Origin of the sequence: Nonomuraea sp. NPDC050202 (genome assembly GCF_040656115.1) — a bacterium.
Lineage (GTDB): Bacteria > Actinomycetota > Actinomycetes > Streptosporangiales > Streptosporangiaceae > Nonomuraea.
The window spans coordinates 1-17029 of record NZ_JBFALF010000029.1 but is presented as its reverse complement, the minus strand read 5'-3'; the positions used below and the strand labels follow the sequence as shown (position 1 = coordinate 17029).

The 17029-nt window shown below is 75.9% G+C and carries 5 protein-coding genes; all 5 read right to left on the bottom strand.

Annotated elements, in window-relative coordinates:
* Positions 1 to 74: 74 nt before the first annotated feature.
* From AB0I79_RS46090 to AB0I79_RS46070, 5 genes are read right to left on the bottom strand one after another with little or no spacing between them, the layout of a single operon-like run.
* Positions 75 to 818, bottom strand: a complete 744-nt coding sequence (locus AB0I79_RS46090; protein ID WP_357887556.1) for an alpha/beta fold hydrolase — start codon at positions 816 to 818, stop codon at positions 75 to 77.
* Positions 815 to 3322 carry a cytochrome P450 gene (locus tag AB0I79_RS46085; protein WP_357887553.1) on the bottom strand — a complete coding sequence of 836 codons (2508 nt, stop codon included), beginning with the start codon at positions 3320 to 3322 and terminating at the stop codon, positions 815 to 817. Before AB0I79_RS46085 ends, AB0I79_RS46090 begins: the two co-directional genes overlap by 4 nt.
* A 10-nt stretch (positions 3323 to 3332) precedes the next feature.
* The gene (locus AB0I79_RS46080) at positions 3333 to 4790 is read right to left on the bottom strand and encodes an FAD-dependent monooxygenase (protein WP_357887550.1); all 1458 of its coding nucleotides are present in this window, start codon (positions 4788 to 4790) and stop codon (positions 3333 to 3335) included.
* A complete protein-coding gene (locus tag AB0I79_RS46075) occupies positions 4787 to 9319 on the bottom strand; it encodes a type I polyketide synthase (protein ID WP_357887547.1) in 4533 nt (1510 codons plus the stop codon). The genes AB0I79_RS46080 and AB0I79_RS46075 overlap by 4 nt, the downstream gene beginning before the upstream one ends.
* 6 nt (positions 9320 to 9325) lie before the next feature.
* On the bottom strand, positions 9326 to 16984 hold the full coding sequence (locus AB0I79_RS46070) for a type I polyketide synthase (protein ID WP_357887544.1): 7659 nt from the start codon (positions 16982 to 16984) through the stop codon (positions 9326 to 9328).
* Positions 16985 to 17029: the final 45 nt, after the last annotated feature.

Genomic DNA, 17029 nt, shown 5'->3' with positions numbered 1-17029 from the left:
ACGGGAAACGGATGATTCACCCGCGCGGTGGGCTCTGCGGTCCGCCCTGGTGACGGTGCCGGCCGGCCTGCCCCTCAGGTGAGGCGGTCGACGATGGTCTTCGCCACCTCCTGCGCGTGCTCGGCCAGGTAGAAGTGGCCGCCGGTGAAGGCGACCAGCTCGAACCCGCCGGTCGTGTGCCCGGCCCAGGCCCGTGCGTCGTCCTCGCTGACCCGGGGGTCGGCGTCCCCCACGAGGGCGGTGATCGGGCAGCCGAGGAGCTCGCCCGGCCGCCACGCGTACGCCTCGATCGCCCGGTAGTCGGCACGCAGCGCGGGCAGGATCATCTGCACCACGTCCGGGTCGTCGAACAGGCGGGCGTCGGTGCCGCTGAGCGAGCGGAGCTCGGCCAGCAGCGACTCGTCGTCCTGCCCGCCGGGGACCTCCCGTCGCCGCCTGCTCGGTGCCCGCCGTCCGGAGGCGAACAGCCGTGCCACCTCCACGCCGCCGGCCTGGAGCCGCAGAGACGTCTCGTAGCCGACGCTCGCCCCCATGCTGTGCCCGAACAGCGCGACCGGCCTGCCCGCCGCCGCGGCCGTCAGCACGGCGGTGACCTGGTCGGCGAGTGCGTGGACGTCCTCCAGAGCCTGCTCCCTGCGGCGTTCCTGGCGGCCGGGGTACTGGACCGCGACCACGTCGAGAGCCGGAGCCAGCAGGGCCGACAGGCCGTGGAAGTAGGTCGCCGAGCCGCCCGCGTGCGGGAGCAGGGCCAGCAGCGGGCCCGCGCCGGGCCCCGGGTGGAACCGGCGCAGCCAGAGGTCCAGGTCGAGCGCGGTCATCGGGCCACCACCGGAAGGGAGGCGAGGCCGCGGATGACCATGCCTTCGGTGTGCCGCGGGCCGGGGTCGGCGATGGTGAGGTCCAGCTCCGCCAGCCGCCCGATCACCACCTGGACGGCGAGGCGGGCCAGCGGCGCGCCGAGGCAGAAGTGAATGCCGTGCCCGAAGCCCAGGTGGCGCACCGGCGCCCGGCGAGCCAGGTCCAGCCGGTCCGGCTCGTCGTACACGGCCGGGTCTCGGTTGGCCGCGCCCAGCACCAGCAGCATCGACTCACCTTGCCGGATCGGCGTGTCACCGATCACCGTGTCGCTGAGTGCCGTCCGCGAGATCACCTGCGCGGGCGCGTCATATCTGATCAGCTCCTCCACGGCGGCCCCGATCTGGCCGGGGTTCGCGCGCAGCCAGGCGAGTTGCCCGGGCTCGCGCAGCAGCGCGAGCATGCCGTTGCCGATCAGGTGCACGGTCAGCGCGTACCCCGCCGAGACCAGCAACGTGCAGGTGGTCACCAGCTCGGTCTCGGTGAGCCTGTCGCCCTCCTGCTCGGCCGCGACCAGCTTGCTGACCAGGTCGTCGGCGGGTTCCGCGCGGCGCTGCGCGGCCAGCTCCGTGAAGTACTGGTTGAACTGCTCCCGCGCGCCCTGCCGCTGCGCGACCTGGGCCCTGGTGAGCGCGAAGTCGGGGTCGAGGCCCCGCCCGATCGCCGCCGACCAGCCGCGGAAGCGGTCCATGTTCTCCTCCGGCACCCCCATGAGGTCGCCGAGCAGCAGCGCCGGAAGAGGATGGGCGATGGCGTCCATCAGGTCGAAGGAGGATCCGGCCGAGGCCACCAGCCGGTCGGCGAGCTCGACGGCGCGCGGGCGCAGCCGCTCGACGACGCGGGCGGTGAACGCCCCGCTCACCAGGGAACGCAGCCGAGTGTGGTCGGGCGGGTCCATGAAGATGAACTGGCGCACCGGCCTGCCCTCGGCGTCGCGGCCGAAGTGCTCGGCCACCGACTGGCCGTCTCCCCAGCCGACGAGCGGGTCCCGCAGCGCGTCCGAGGCCTCCCGGTGGCCCATGACGACGACCATGCCGCCCGGCGTTCGCATGACCGGGCCGTTCTCGGCGATCCGCCGGTAGATGGGGTACGGGTCCTCGCGGAACTCCGGATCGAACGGGTTGAACGGCAGCATCCTGCTGATGGCGTACTGGCCGGGGTCGGCCGGGATCGTGGGCGGCGGCTGCTCCGGCAGTTCGGGCGCTTCGACCGGGGTGAGGGCGCCGTAGGTGACCGGCAGGCGCAGGATCACCGTGTGCTTGTTGCTGCGGGCCCACCGCACCGGACCGGCCGTGCTCAGCTCGCCCACCCGGTCCAGCAGGGCTTCCAGGACCAGCCGCAGCTCCAGCCGGCCCAGCCGCTCCCCCATGCAGCCGTGGGTGCCGAACCCGAACGCCAGGTGGGGATTGTGCTCGCGGCGGATGTCGAAGGTGTGCGGGTCGGCGAAGACCTCCTCGTCCCGGTTGGCGGAGGCCCACCAGAACGTCACCTTCTGCCCGGCCCTGATCTGCATGCCGCCCACCTCCACGTCGCGGGTGGCGGTGCGCCGGTTGTACGGCGTCGGCGACGACCAGCGCAGCATCTCCTCGACCGCGCCCGGGATCAGCGAACGGTCCTCGCGCAGCGCCTTCCACTGGTCGGGGTGTTCGGCCAGGGCCAGCAGGCCGTGGGCGATGGCGTTGCGCGGCGGTTCGGAGCCCGCGCCGAGGATCAGGTTGAAGAACACCTCTCGCTCGTAGCTCGACAGCGGCCGCTCCCCCTCGGGCAGTTCGCCCGTGGCGACCAGGGAGAGCAGGCCAGGGCCCGGGTCGGCGGCGAGCGCCTTGAGGGCGCCGCTGCCGTACTGGTAGAGCGCGAGCCGCGACATCTGGGAGCGTTCGGTGTCCTCGCCGACCTCGCGGTCGTCGAAGCCCATGCTCACGTCGGCCCACGCGTGCAGGGCGGGCCAGTCACGACGTGGCACGCCGAGGACCAGCAGCGCCGTCCTGATGGCGAACGGCCCGGCGATGTCCACCATCAGGTCGCCCCTGCCGTCCGCCACCGCCCCGGCGACCAGGTTCGCGGCGACGGCGCGCAGCTCCGGCTCCAGCGTGGCGACCGTCTCGCCGTCGACGGAGGGGCTGACCAGGTCTCTGAGCGCCTGATGCCGGGGGTCGTCCATCATGTTCAGCATGGTCCCCGCGTGGACGCCGGGCGCCAGGTCGTCGATGTGGGTGCCGCCGCCGGCCCGGCCGCCCCCGCCCTGGGAGGAGAACGCCGGGTCGGCCGCCGCGGCACGGATGTCCGCGTAGCGGCTCAGCACCCAGAAACCCTCACCGTCAGCGGTCGTGCCCGGCGGGTGGAAGAAGACCGGCGCCTGCTTGCGCAGGCGGGTGAAGACGTGATGAGGGAACCCGTCGCCGAACCGGCTCTGGTCGGAGAGGTCGAACCCGTCGAGTACAGGGGGAAGCTCTTGCTGTTCGGTCATGACTGTCCCTTCACGTGGTGCGAGGCGCCAGCCGCTCCAGAGCGGTGGCGGCGTGCGGCAGTACGATGGCGGGGCCGCTCGCGCCGACGAAGCCGTCCGGGCGGAGCAGCACGAACGCGTCGGCGCCGCCCGCCCGGTGGCGGTGGACGACCAGTTCGGGCAGCCGGGCGGCCAGCGCCGCCCCCTGGCTGCCTGCCAGGCCGCCGTCCGGCCCGGTGGTGACGAGCTGGAAACGGTCGCCGGCGTCGGGTTCGAGCGGCCACTTCGGCCGGCGGGTGCCCGGCCGGGGCAGCCCCCGCGGCACCTTGCCCGCGGCCGGGAACAGGGTGTCCGGGTAGGTGATCAGCCAGCCCGACAGCAGCGGCGGCATCCGGCGGCCGAGCACGCCGGTGCGGTGCATGAGGGTCATGGCCAGGTCGCGGATCCGGTGCGCGACCGGGCTGAGCACCGCCTGCCTGGCCATCCGGCCGGTGGCCTGCACGGTCTGCTCGGCGGCGGCGCGGCGCTCGACGTCGTAGCTGTCCAGGATGTGCGGCGCGTACCTGCCGTCGAGGACGCCGGCCAGCTTCCACGCCAGGTTCCGCACGTCGGCGAACCCCAGGTTGAGCCCCTGCCCGCCGACCACGGAGTGGACGTGTGCCGCGTCGCCGGCCAGGAAGCAGCGGCCGGCCCGCAGTGGCGAGGCGATGCGCTCGTGGCTGGTGAACAGCGTGTTCATGGTCAGGTCGGTGAGCCGCAGGCCGCCCGGCCCGCGCTCGTCCAGCAGGCGCTGCCCCGTCTCATCGGTGAGCTCGGTGCCCTCGGGTACCGCGCCCGAGATCCGCACCCGGCCGCCGGGCAGCGGAGCCACGAGCACCACCCCGGCACGGCCGAGGTAGTAGTTCACCGCTTGCGCGTCGTAGTCGCCCTCCATCCGGCCTTCCGCGAGGAGGAAGGTGATCGGCAGGGGCGCGCCGGTGAAGTCCGCGCCGATCAGGTCCCGGACTGTGCTGCGGAAGCCGTCGGCCGCGATCAGCCACTCCGCCTCCAGCGTCACCTCCCGGCCGTCCACTTCCCGGGCGGTGACGGTGACCGAGTCCTGATCCTGTGTCAGGCCCACCACCCGCAGGCCACGCCGTACGTCGCCGCCGAGCCTGCGCAGCTCGTCCTGCAGCAGCTCGGTGGTGTCCTGCTGCGGCAGGATGAGCGGCGCCATGGTGGGGGCGAGCGGCAGCCTGAGCGTGGCGCCGCCGACGTGGTAGCTCAGCGCGCCGACCCCCACGCCGCGCTTGCGGGCCTCCTCCAGGATGCCGAGGTCGCGGTAGACCTCCAGGGACGGCGGCCACAGCAGGATGGCGCGGGATCCGGTGCCGGGTTCCGGCGCCGCGTCCACGATGTCCGCGGCGACGCCGCGGCGGCGCAGTTCGCACGCCGCCATCAGTCCGACTGGCCCGGCCCCGACGATCAGGACTTTGACGCGTTGGTTCATCGGTCGTGCTCCTTCAGGATCTGCTCCAGGTGCTGGGCGAGCCGGCGAGGTGTGGGGTGTTCGAAGACGAGGTCGGCGGGCAGGGCGTGGTCCACGGTCCGGCCGAGGGCGTTGCGCAGTTGCAGGCCGGTCAGCGAGTCGAAGCCGATGTCGGTGAAGCGGCTGTCGGCGTCGATGTCGGCGGGATCGTCGTGGCCGAGGACGGACGCGGCGTGGCCGCAGACCAGCGTGATCAGGTTCTCCTGGTCGAGGGGGCCGGCCAGCGCGGGCATGCCGTCCGGGACGGCGGAGCCGCGCGGCCTGGCCTCGTCCAGATCGGCGATCAAGGGACGGTGGCGGTCCCCGGCGTAGGCGGAGGCGAACCGGGGCCAGTCGAGATCGACGATGGCGGCGGTGCCGCCGGTGCCGCCGGCGCCGCCGGCGCCGGGGGCGGACATGGAGCCGGCGGTGGCGGCGGTGCCCGCGGCGGATACCGTGGCGGCGGTGCCCGCGGCGGACAGTTCGCGCCGCAGCGCCTGCAAGGCGGGGCCGGGGCGCATCCTCGACACCCCCTGGCTCTCCAGGCGCGCGCCCAGCTCGCCGTTGTCGCGTTCGAGCCAGGGCCCCCAGGCCACCACCGTGGCGGGACGGCCGCGGGCGCGCCGATGCCGGGCCAGCGCCTCGATCTCCGCGCCCGCCGCGGCGTACGCCGCCTGGCCGACGCCGCCGAACGTGGCCGCGATCGTGGAGAACAGCACCAGGTCCGTCTCCGTGGCCTCGCTCAGCGCCCTGGCCTCGACGGCGTTGGCGACCAGGACGCGTTCCAGCCGGTCGAGAGTGAGCCCGGCCAGGGTGCTCTCCTCCAGGTGGTCGGCCGCGTGCACCACCAGGGACGGCCGGTGCTCGGCGACCAGCCGGGCGGGCGCGGCCGGGTCCGACGGGTCGGCGACGGCGACGGTGATCCGCTCGCCCAGGTCCGCGACCGGTTCGTCGGCGACCAGGATGACGTGGTCGGCACCGGATTCGGCCAGCCAGGCGGCGAGGTGCGGCCCGTAGGGGCCGGAGCCGCCGTTGACGAGGACGGTTCCGGCGGCCTGCCACTCCGGCGCCGCGTACGGCGCGCGGCTCAGGCGGGGGACGAGCAGCGTACCGCCGCGCACCACCACCTGGTCCTCACCTCCGGGAGGCTGCGCGAGCGCGCGGGCGAAGGCGACGCGCGCCCGCTCGTCCAGCCGTTCCGGCACATCGACGAGGCCGCCCCACAGCTCGGGCCGCTCCAGGGCGAGACTCCGGCCCAGGCCCCAGATCCGGGCGCGCGCCGGCTCCCCGGCACCGCTGCCGGGAGCGGTGCCGGCGGGGGCGCCGGTGTCGGTGATGGCGTTCTGGGTGACGAGCCACAGGGGGCCGCTGTGGAGGCCGCCGGGCTGGGCGAGCGCCAGCGTGGCGGCCAGGCCCCGGCTCAGCGCGGGATGGTCCGGATGCGCGGACTCGTCCAGGCCCAGCAGCGACACCACTCCCGCGTACGCCCCGCGCCGCGCCCGGCTGCTCGTCTCGACCTCGGCGCCGTGCTCGGTCAGAGCGGCGACGACGTCCTCGACCAGCCCGTGCCGCTCGTGGGCCGCGGGGACGAGCACCTGCCAGGTGCCCGACAGCACCGGCGTCGCAGCCGCCGCGGGCATCGGCCGCCAGTCCAGCCGGTACCGCCACGAGTCGCCCCCGTGGGCGGCGGGTCTGCGGGGGGTGAGCCAGAAGCGCCGCCGCTGGAAGGCGTACGTCGGCAGGTCGACCGGCGGGGCGGGAGTCAGGATGGCCCGCCAGTCCACCCGTGCCCCGTGGGCGTGGGCCTCGCCGAGCGCCGTCAGGAACCGGCGGAGGTCTCCCGAGTCGCGGCGCAGCGTGCCGATCGCGGCGGCGGGTGCGCCGGCCGCCTCCGCCGTCGCCGCCACACCCGCCGCCAGCACGGGGTGCGGCCCGGGCTCCACGAAGAGGGTGGCGCCGTCGGCGAGCAGGGCCCGGACCGTGTCGGCGAACCGGACGCGCTCGCGCAGGTTCCGGCCCCAGTAGGCGGCGCCGAGTTCGCGGCCGTCGAGCGGCCCGCCCGTGACGGAGGAGTAGAACGGGATCCGCGCCGTCCCGGGTGTCAGCCCGGCGAGTTCGGCGACCAGCCGGTCCCGGGCCGGCTCCACGTACGGGGAGTGGGCCGCGTAGCCGACCTCGACGCGGCTCGCCCGCACCCCGTCGGCCTCGCACTGGGCCAGCACCTCCGCCAGCGGCCCCGCCTCCCCTGCCACCGTCGTGTAGCGCGGCCCGGTGTCGGCGGCGACCGTCACCCGATCGCCCCAGCGCCGCTCGACCTCGTCGGCGGGCAGCGCGACCGCCAGCAGCCCGCCCGCGCCGCCGGCCTCGGCCATCAGCCGGGCGCGCAGCGCGACCACGCGGGCGCCGTCGTCCAGGGACAGCGCGCCGGCGACGGTCGCGGCGGCGATCTCTCCCTGCGAGTGTCCTGCCACGGCGTCGGGGGTCACGCCCGCCGCCCGCCACAGCTCGGCGAGCGCCACCATCGTCCCCCACAGCGCCGGCTGGGCCACGTCGTCGCGGCGCAGGTCGGGGGCGTTCGAGCCGCCGTCGAGCACCTCGGTCAGCGACCAGCCGACGTACGGTGCCAGCGCGTCGGCGCAACGGCCGACCGCCTCGGCGAACACCGGAGAGGACCTCAGCAGCCGCCTGCCCATCCCCGCCCATTGCCCGCCCTGCCCGGAGAAGACGAACGCGACCTGCGCTCCCGGGCGTGCCGTTCCCCGCACGAGCCCGGGGGCCGACTGCCCGGCGGCCAGCGCGTCGAGGCCCCGGGCGAAGTCGGCGGCCTCGGCGCCGACAATCACCGCACGGTGGTCGAGCGTGGCCCGCGTGGTCGCCAGCGACCAGGCGACCCGGTGAACGCGGGAGGGCTCGCCGTGCTCCGCGTCCGTGGCGTAGGGGCGCAGGCGGGCGGCCTGGGCGCGGAGTGCGGCTTCGGATCTGGCCGACAGCAGCCACGCGGCCGCTGCTCCCCCGGTGATCCCCATCGCGGGCAGGCGCTCCGTCCGAGGCTCCGTGCGGGGCTCCGTCCGGGGCTCCGTCCGGGGCTCCGTCCGGGGCTCCGGCGGTGGCGCGGCTTCCAGGATGACGTGGGCGTTGGTGCCGCTCACGCCGAACGCCGAGACGCCCGCCCGTCGCGGCTGCCCCGTGTCGGGCCACGGCTGGGCCTCGGTGAGCAGCGCGACGCGCCCGCGGGACCAGTCGACCCGGGATGTCGGCTCGTCCACGTGCAGGGTGGCGGGCAGCACGCCGTGCCGCATCGCCTCGACCATCTTGATCACCCCGGCCACTCCGGCGGCGGCCGCGGCGTGCCCCAGGTTGGACTTGATCGACCCCAGCCACAGCGGCCGGTCCCGGTCCTGGCCGTAGGTCGCGAGCAGCGCCTGCGCCTCGATCGGGTCGCCGAGCACGGTCGCCGTGCCGTGGGCCTCGACGGCGTCGACCTGGGAGGGCGTCAGCCCGGCTGAGGCGAGCGCGGCGCGGATCACCCGCTCCTGCGCCAGGCCGCTCGGCGCGGTGAGGCCGTTGGAGGCGCCGTCCTGGTTCAGCGCGCTGCCCCGGATCACGGCGAGGATCTCGTGCCCGTTGCGTCGGGCGTCGGAGAGCCGTTCGAGCAGCAGCAGGCCGACCCCCTCGGCCCAGCCCGTGCCGTCGGCGGAGGCGGCGAAGGATCGGCAGCGGCCGTCCGGCGACAGCCCGCGCTGCCTGCTGAACTCCACGAACCCCGAGGGAGTGGACAACACCGACACGCCGCCCGCCACGGCCAGCGAGCACTCCTCCTGCCGCAACGACTGCGCGGCGAGGTGTAACGCCACCAGCGAGGAGGAGCAGGCGGTGTCGACGGTGAGCGCGGGCCCCTCCCATCCCAGGCTGTACGCCAGCCGGCCCGACAGCACGCTCGCGGCCACACCGGTCAGCAGGAATCCCTCCAGCCCGTCGGGGACGGGGTCGAGCAGCGCGGCGTAGTCCTGGTTGTTGGTGCCGACGAACACCCCGGTCCGGCTGCCGCGCGTCGACTCCGGATCGAGGCGGGCGCGTTCGAGCAGTTCCCAGGACGTCTCCAGCAGCAGCCGCTGCTGCGGGTCCATGACCAGGGCCTCGCGCGGGGAGATCCCGAAGAAGGCCGCGTCGAAGCCGCCCGCGTCGTCGAGGAACCCGCCCCGCAGGACGTACGTGGTGCCGGGATGGTCGGGATCGGGGTGGTACAGGGACTCGAGGTCCCAGCCCCGGTCGGCGGGGAACGGCCCGATCGCGTCCGCCTGCCCGGCCACGAGCTGCCACAGGTCCTCCGGCGTGCGCACGCCTCCGGGGTAGCGGCAGCTCGCCGCGATGATCGCGATCGGCTCGCGGTGCCGTTCCTCGGCCTCACGGAGCCTGCGGCGGGTCTCGTGCAGCTCCAGCGTGGCCCTTCTGAGGTAGTCACGCAGCTTGTCTTCGGTCGACTCTCCGGTCGGCGCGGCGCCAGCGGTCACCGATTCTCACCCTTCCAGCTCGGCGTCGAGGAAGTCGAACAGTTCGTCGTCGCTGGCCACGCGCAGCCGTTCGGCCACGGCCTCCCCCGGCAGGGCGGGCGGCTCGTGCCGGGCGGTCAGTTCGCCGAGCAACGCCTGCAACCGGGCGGCGGCCCGCTCCGCCGCGGGGTCGCCCGGCGGGATCGCGGCCATCGCCGCGGCCATGCCCGCCAGCGCGTCGTCCAGGGACGGGCGGGCGGCCTCGTCCAGGCGAGCGCCCAGGTGTGCCGCCAGGTCCTCGGCGGTCGGGTGGTCGAAGACGAGGGTGGGGGGCAGGTCCAGCCCGGTGGCGGCGCCGAGCCGGTTGCGCAGGTTCACGGCGGCGAGGGAGTCGAGGCCCAGCTCGCGCAGCTGGCGGCCGGGTTCGACCGCGTCCGCGCCGTCGTGGCCGAGCACGGCCGCGATCTCGCCGCGTACGGCCCGCAGCAGCCGGCGGCGGCGTTCGGCGTCGGTGAGCCCGGCGAGGCTGCGCGGCAGCTCGGCGTTCCCGGCGTCGGCGAGCCGGCTGTCGGCGGCGGCGCGCAGGAGGCCGGCCACCTCGGGCAGGTCCTCCACGAACGGCCGTCGCCGAAGCGCGGTGAAGGCGGGCACGAACCGTTCCCAGTCCACGTCGGCCAGCACGAGAGCCGGGCGGTCCTCCTCCAGCGCCTGGCCGAGCGCGACCAGCGCGAGGTCCGGCGGCATCGGCGGCACGCCGCGGCGGCGCAGTTGCTCGCGGCGTTCGGCCTCGGCCGCCGGATCGCCGAGATCGACCTCGGCCCACAGGCCCCACGCCACGGCGGTGGCGGGCAGGCCGCGGGCGCGGCGGTGCTCGGCCAGCGCGTCCAGGTGGGCGTTGGCGGCGGCGTAGGCGGCCTGCCCGGCGCTGCCCCACACTCCGGCGATCGAGGAGAACAGCACGAAGGCGTCCAGCTCGTGGCCGGCGAGCAGTTCGTGCAGATGGGTGGCGCCGAGCGCCTTGGCGCCGAGCACCGCGTCCAGCTCGGCCGGGGAGGTGCCTGCCAGCGGGGCCGCGTTCAGCGTGCCCGCCGTGTGGAAGACCGCGGTCGGCGGATGCTCGGCGAGCAGGGCGGCCAGCGCGGCGCGATCGGTGAGGTCGCAGTCGGCGACGGTCACCCGGGTGCCGCCGAAGGCGCCGGCGTCGAGGTCACCGGTTCCCGGGCGTTCGGGGACGAGCACCAGGTGCTCGGCGCCCAGGCCGGCGAGCCAGCGGGCCACGTGGGCGCCGAAGCCGCCCGTCCCGCCGGTGACGAGGACGGTGCCGCGAGCGCGGAAGCCCGGTCCGGGCGCCGGGACCGGCAGCCTGGCCAGGCGGCGGGCCAGCAGGCCGCTGGGCCGCACGGCGAGCTGGTCCTCGCCGCCCGTGCCCGCGAGGGCGCGCGCCAGGTGGGTGGCGGCGCGGGCGTCGAGGGTGGCGGGCAGGTCGACCAGGCCGCCCCACAGCCGCGGGAGTTCCAGCGCCACGGTACGTCCCAGCCCCCACACCTGTGCCTGGCCCGGCTCGCCCGGACCGTCGGACGCGCCGGTGCGCACGCCGCCGCGCGTCACCAGCCACAGCGGGACGCCGGCGCCGTCCAGCTCGTGAACCAGCGCCACCGTGGCGGCGAGGCCGGCGGAGACGGCGGGGTGGCCGGGCACGGGCACGTCGTCGAGCGCGAGCAGCGACACCACTCCGGCGAGCCCGGCGGGCAGGGTGAACCGCGGGCCGTGGGTGACGGTCACCACCTCGGCCCCCGCCTCGGCCAGGGCGGCGGCGCAGAACGCGGCGCTCTCGCCCGCGGCGGGCGTCTCGGGGACGACCAGGAGCCAGGTGCCGGACAGCCCGGACGCCTCGGGTGCGACGGGCGTCCACGTGACCTCGTAGCGCCAGGACGCCGTCGCGTTCCGCTCGCCACGGCGGGCGTGCCAGGCGGTCAGCGCGGGCAGCACCGCGTCCAGCGGGCCCGGGTCGTCCACGCCGAGTGTCCGGGCGACCTGGCCGGCGTCCGCGCTCGCCACCGCCTGCCAGAAGGCCGTCTCCGCCGGATCGGCCCCGGCGGTCGCCTGCTCGGGCTCGGGCTCCAGCCAGTACCGCCGGCCCTGGAACGCGTACGTGGGCAGCTCCGCCCTGGTGACCGGTCGGCCGTCGTAGGCGGCCCGCCAGTCGACGGCCACGCCGCCGGCGTACGCCTCGCCCAGCGCGGTCAGGAAGCGGTCCAGGCCGCCGTCGTCACGTCGCAGCGTCGCCGCCACGGTGAGGGCGAGCCCTGCCTGCTCTCCGCTCTCCTGGATGCCCGCGGCCAGCACGGGATGCGGGCCGACCTCCAGGAACGTCCGGTGCCCTCGGCCGAGCAGCGCGCCGGTGGCCTCGGCGAACAGGACGGGCTGTCTGAGGTTGCGGTACCAGTACTCCGCGTCCAGCGGCTCGTCCTCGACCCACTGTGCCGTCACCGTGGACAGGAACGGCACGGCGGGCGGGCGGGGCGCGATCCCGGCCAGCGCCGCGCGCAGGTCGTCGCGGATCGGCTCGACCCCTGGCGAGTGGGAGGCGTAGTCGACGGGCAGCCGCCGGGCGCGGATCCCCTCGGCCTCGCATCGGGTGATCAGGGCGTCGAGAGCCGCGTCCGCGCCCGCGACCACTACCGACGACGGGGAGTTCACTGCGGCCACGGTGAGCCCGGTGCCGTCGAGGGCGAGCCGGTCCGGCGGCGCCTGTACCGACGCCATCCCGCCCGTGCCCGCGAGGGCGCGCAGCGCGCGGCTGCGCAACGCGACCACCCGCGCGCCGTCGTCCAGCGAGAGGGCGCCCGCCACGCAGGCGGCGGCGATCTCCCCTTGCGAGTGGCCGACGACGGCGGCGGGCCGCACGCCGTACGCGCGCCACAGCTCGGCCAGGGCGACCATCATGGACCAGAGCGCGGGCTGGACCACGTCCACGCGCTCCAGGTCGCCCTTCCCGCGCAGCACGTCCTCGAGGGAGAGGTCGAGGTAGGGGGCGAGCGCCTGGGCGCACTCGGCGATCCGCGCGGCGAACACCGGCGAGGAGTCGAGCAGCGCCGCACCCATGCCGAGCCACTGCGGTCCCTGGCCGGGGAAGACGAACACCGCCTCGGTCCCTGCGCGGGCGGATCCCCGGACGACTCCGGCCGCGGGCTCGCCTGCCGCGAGCGCGCCGAGCCCTCGGGTGAAGGCGGCCACGTCGGCGCCCACCAGCACCGCGCGCTGTTCGAGGCCGGCTCGGGTGGTGGCGAGGGCCAGTCCGAGGCCGGCGAGATCCGGCTGCGGGTCGCGCTCCAAGCGGGTCAGCAGGCGGCGGGCCTGCTCGCGCAGCGCGGGCTCGGTCGCCGCCGACACCACCCACGGCAGCGGCTGAGCTTCGCGGCTCGCCCGAGACTCGGGTTCGGGTTCGGGTTGGCGGCTCGCCGGGGGCTCGAGCCCGGGTTCGCGGCTCGCCGGAGGCTCGAGCCCGGGTTCGCGGCTCGCCGGGGGGTCGGGTTCGGCGGAGACCGCTTCGAGGATGACGTGCGCGTTGGTGCCGCTGATCCCGAACGACGACACCGCGGCCCGCCTGGGCCGCCCGTTCGCCGGCCAGGACCGCTGCTCGGTCAGCAGCGACACCGCCCCGGACGACCAGTCCACGTGCGGTGTCGGCTCGTCGACGTGCAAGGTCCGCGGCAGCGTGCCGTGCCGCATGGCCTGCACCATCTTGATGACGCCGGCGACCCCTGCCGCCGCCTGGGTGTGGCCGATGTTGGACTTGACCGACCCCAGCCACAGCGGCCGGTCGCGGTCGTGGCCGTACGTGGCGATCAGCGCCTGGGCCTCGATGGGGTCGCCGAGCGCGGTGCCGGTGCCGTGCGCCTCGACGGCGTCCACGTCGCCGGGGGCCAGGCGCGCGTCGGCGAGCGCGCGCTGGATGACCCGCTGCTGCGAGGGGCCGTTCGGGGCGGTGAGCCCGTTGGAGGCTCCGTCCTGGTTGACGGCGCTGCCGCGCAGCACGGCCAGCACGCGGTGGCCGTTACGGCGGGCGTCGGACAGCCGCTCCAGCAGCACCAGGCCCACGCCCTCCGCCCAGCCCGTGCCGTCGGCGGAGGCGGCGAACGACTTGCACCGGCCGTCCGGCGCCAGCCCGCGCTGGCGGCTGAACTCCACGAAGGTCCCCGGCGTCGCCATCACCGTGACGCCGCCCGCCAGCGCCATCGAGCACTCGCCGCGCCGCAGCGCCTGTGCCGCCAGGTGCATCGCCACCAGCGACGACGAACACGCCGTGTCCACCGTGACGGCCGGGCCCTCCAGCCCGAAGGCGTAGGCGAGGCGGCCGGAGACGACGCTGCCGGCCGTACCGGTGCCGACGTAGCCCTCCAGGTCGGTGGGGACGGACGGCAGCAGCGTGACGTAGTCGTGGTACATCACGCCGACGAAGACGCCGGTGTCGCTGCCGGACATCGAGGTGGGGTCAAGGCCCGCGCGCTCGAACGTCTCCCAGCCGCCCTCCAGCAGCAGCCGCTGCTGCGGATCCATCGCCAGCGCCTCGCGGGGGCCGATGCCGAACAGGTCGGCGTCGAAGCGGTCGGCGTCGTACAGGAAACCGCCCTCACGGGTGTAGCTGGTGCCGGGCCGGTCCGGGTCGGGGTCGTACAGGGTGGACAGGTTCCAGCCCCGGTCGGTGGGGAACGGCGAGATCGCGTCGCCGCCGGCCGTCACCAGGTCCCACAGGTCCTCCGGCGAGCGCACGCCGCCCGGGTAGCGGCAGGCCATCGCCACGATCGCGATCGGCTCGTCCGCGCTCGGCCGGTCCACGACGACAGGGGCGGGCGTGGCCGGCGTGTCCATGATCTCCCGCAGCAGGAATCCGGCCAGCGCCGCGGGCGTCGGATGGTCGAAGACCAGGGTGGCGGGCAGGCGGACGCCGGTGCCGGCGGCGAGGGCGTTGCGCAGCTCGACGGCGGTGAGCGAGTCCAGGCCCAGCTCGGCGAAGGTCGCGGCGGGCGGCACGGCCTCCGGGCCGCGATGTCCCAGAACCGCCGCGACCTCGGTCCGCACCGCTTCCAGGGCGGCTCGCTCCCGTTCCTGGCCGGACAGCCCGGCCAGGCGGCGCGCCAGTTGCGGGCCTCCGGCCTCCGCGGGGCGCCGGCGGGTGCGGACCAGGCCGCGCAGCAGGTGCGGCGGCTCGCCGGAGCGCGCGATCGCCGCGAGGTCCAGGCGCGCGGGCACCAGGACGGCGTGGTCGTACCGGCCGGCCGTGTCGAACAGGGCCAGCCCCGCCCCGGGCGTCAGCGCGGCGGTCCCCGGCCTGGCGGTGGCCGCCATTCCGGCCTCCACGTCCCACAGGCCCCAGGCGAGCGAGGTCGCCGGAAGCCCGCGGGCCCGGCGGCGCTGCGCGAGCGCGTCCAGCACGGCGTTGGCGGCGGCGTAGTTGGCCTGGCCAGGCGTCCCGAACGCGGCGGCGGCCGACGAGAACAGCACGAACGCGGCCAGACCGTGGGTGAGCTCGTGCAGGTGCAGCGCCGCGTCCGCCTTCGGGCGGAGCACGGCGGCGAGCCGGTCGGGCGTGAGGGACTCCAGCACGCCGTCGTCGAGCACTCCGGCCGCGTGCACCACAGCCGTCAGCGGGTGCTCGGGATCGACGGTGCCGAGCAGGGCGGCGACCTGGTCCCGGTGCGCCAGGTCGCACGCCACGAACTCGACGCGCGCTCCCAGCCTCTGCAACTCGGCCCGCAGTCCGGGGGCCGAGGGAGCGTCCGCGCCGCTGCGGCTGGCCAGCAGCAGCCTGCGCACGCCGCGCTCGGACACCAGGTGCCGGGCGAGCAGCCCGCCCAGCGCCCCTGTCGCGCCGGTGATCAGGACCGTCCCTTCCGGGCCGTACGCTTCCGGGTCGTACGCCGCGGGAGGTTCGTCCCCTGGCCTCGCGCGGGCCAGGCGCGGTACCAGCATCGTGCCGCCGCGCAGCACCAGTTGCGGTTCGCCGGTGGCGAGCGCCCGGCGCAGGCCGTCGCGGGACTGCGCCGTCTCGTCGAGGTCGACGAGCACGAACCGGCCCGGGTGCTCGGACTGCGCGGAGCGGATCAGGCCCCATGCCGCCGCGCCGGCCAGGTCGGTGACGTCCTCCCCCGGTCGTGGCGCCATGGCTCCCCGGGTCAGGAGGACGAGGCGGGCGCCCGGGAGCCGGTCGTGGGCCAGCCAGGCACGTGCCAGGTCCAGCGCGCGCTCGGCCGTCCTGTGCACGGCGGCCACCTCGTCGTCCGGCCGCCCGGCGTGTGCCGCGGTGATCGGGGCCAGCACGTACTGCGGCGCCTGCGCGCCGGTGGGCAGGGCGGCCAGGTCGGGGTGACACGGTGCGGCGATCCCCTCGTACGGCTCGCCGAGAACGGCGATGCCGGCCTGGGGCACGGCGTCGGGTGCCTGGATCTCGGCCCAGTCCACGGTGTACATGTCCGCGTCCGGCCGCTCGGCCGGGAGCGGGCGGAAGGTGATCGCGTCCACGTCGGCGACCGTGCGGCCGGCGGCGTCGGTCAGGGTCAGGGCCAGCGAGTCGGGGGCGAGCGGCGTCAGGCGGGCTCGCGCCGCCGTCACGCCGGGTACGTGCACGCGGATGCCCGTCATGACGAACGGGATCCGCGCCGCGACCGTGGCGGCGAGCACACCGAGCCCGGCCGCGTGCAGCGCCGCGTCGAGCAGCGCCGGGTGGAGGGTGTAGCGGTCGGCGCCCGCCTGCAGCGGCTCGGGCAGCGCGACGTCGGCGTACACGCGGTCACCGTGCCGCCAGGCGGCTCGCAGGCCCTGGAAGGCCGGGCCGTACTCCAGCCCGGCGGCGGACATGGCGGTGTACAGCGCGTCGAGGTCGGCGGGGTCGCCCTCGGGAGGACCGCCCGCCGGATCGGGCTCCGTGCCGTCCTCGGGTGGCGGGGTGCCGGCACCGGCGGTGAGCGTGGCCGTGGCGTGGCGGGTCCAGGGCTGGTCGGGGCCGGGGCGGGCGTGGATGGTGAGCCGGTGCCCGTCGGCGTCCACCCAGATCTGGAGGGTGACCTCGCCGCCTTCCGGGATGACCAGCGGAGTCTCGAGGGAGAGTTCGCCGACCTGGTCTTGGCCGGCGTGGGCGGCGGCGTGCAGGGCCAGGTCGGCGAAGACGGCGGCGGGGATCACGAGTGCGCCCGCCACGACGTGGTCGGCCAGCCACGGGTGGGACCGCGTGGACAGCCGGCCGGTGACGACGGTCCCGCCTTCCTGGGCGAGGGAGACGGTGGCGCCGAGCAGGGGGTGCCCGGCCGGGGTGAGGCCGAGGCCTGTGGCGTCCGTACCGGAGGTGGGATCCAGCCAGTAGCGGCTGCGCTGGAACGGATACGTGGGCAGGTCGACCAGGCTGCCGGTGAGCATGGCGCGCCAGTCGACCTGCGCTCCGCGCGTGTGGGCGGTCGCCAGGGCGGTGAGCAGTGCGCGCGGCTCGTCCTTGTCCCTTCTCAGCAGCGGGACGACGTCGCGGTCGGGGGCCATCGCGGTCAGCGTGGCGTCCGGGCCGATCTCCAACAGCACCGGCACCTCGCCCAGCCACTCCAGCGCCTGAGCGAACCGGACCGGCTCCCGCACCTGCCGCACCCAATACCCGGCAGTGGCGATCTCCGCAGTCGGCTCCCCGGCCAACGTGGACACGATCGGAATCGACGGCGCATGAAACGTCAACCCCCGCGCCACCTC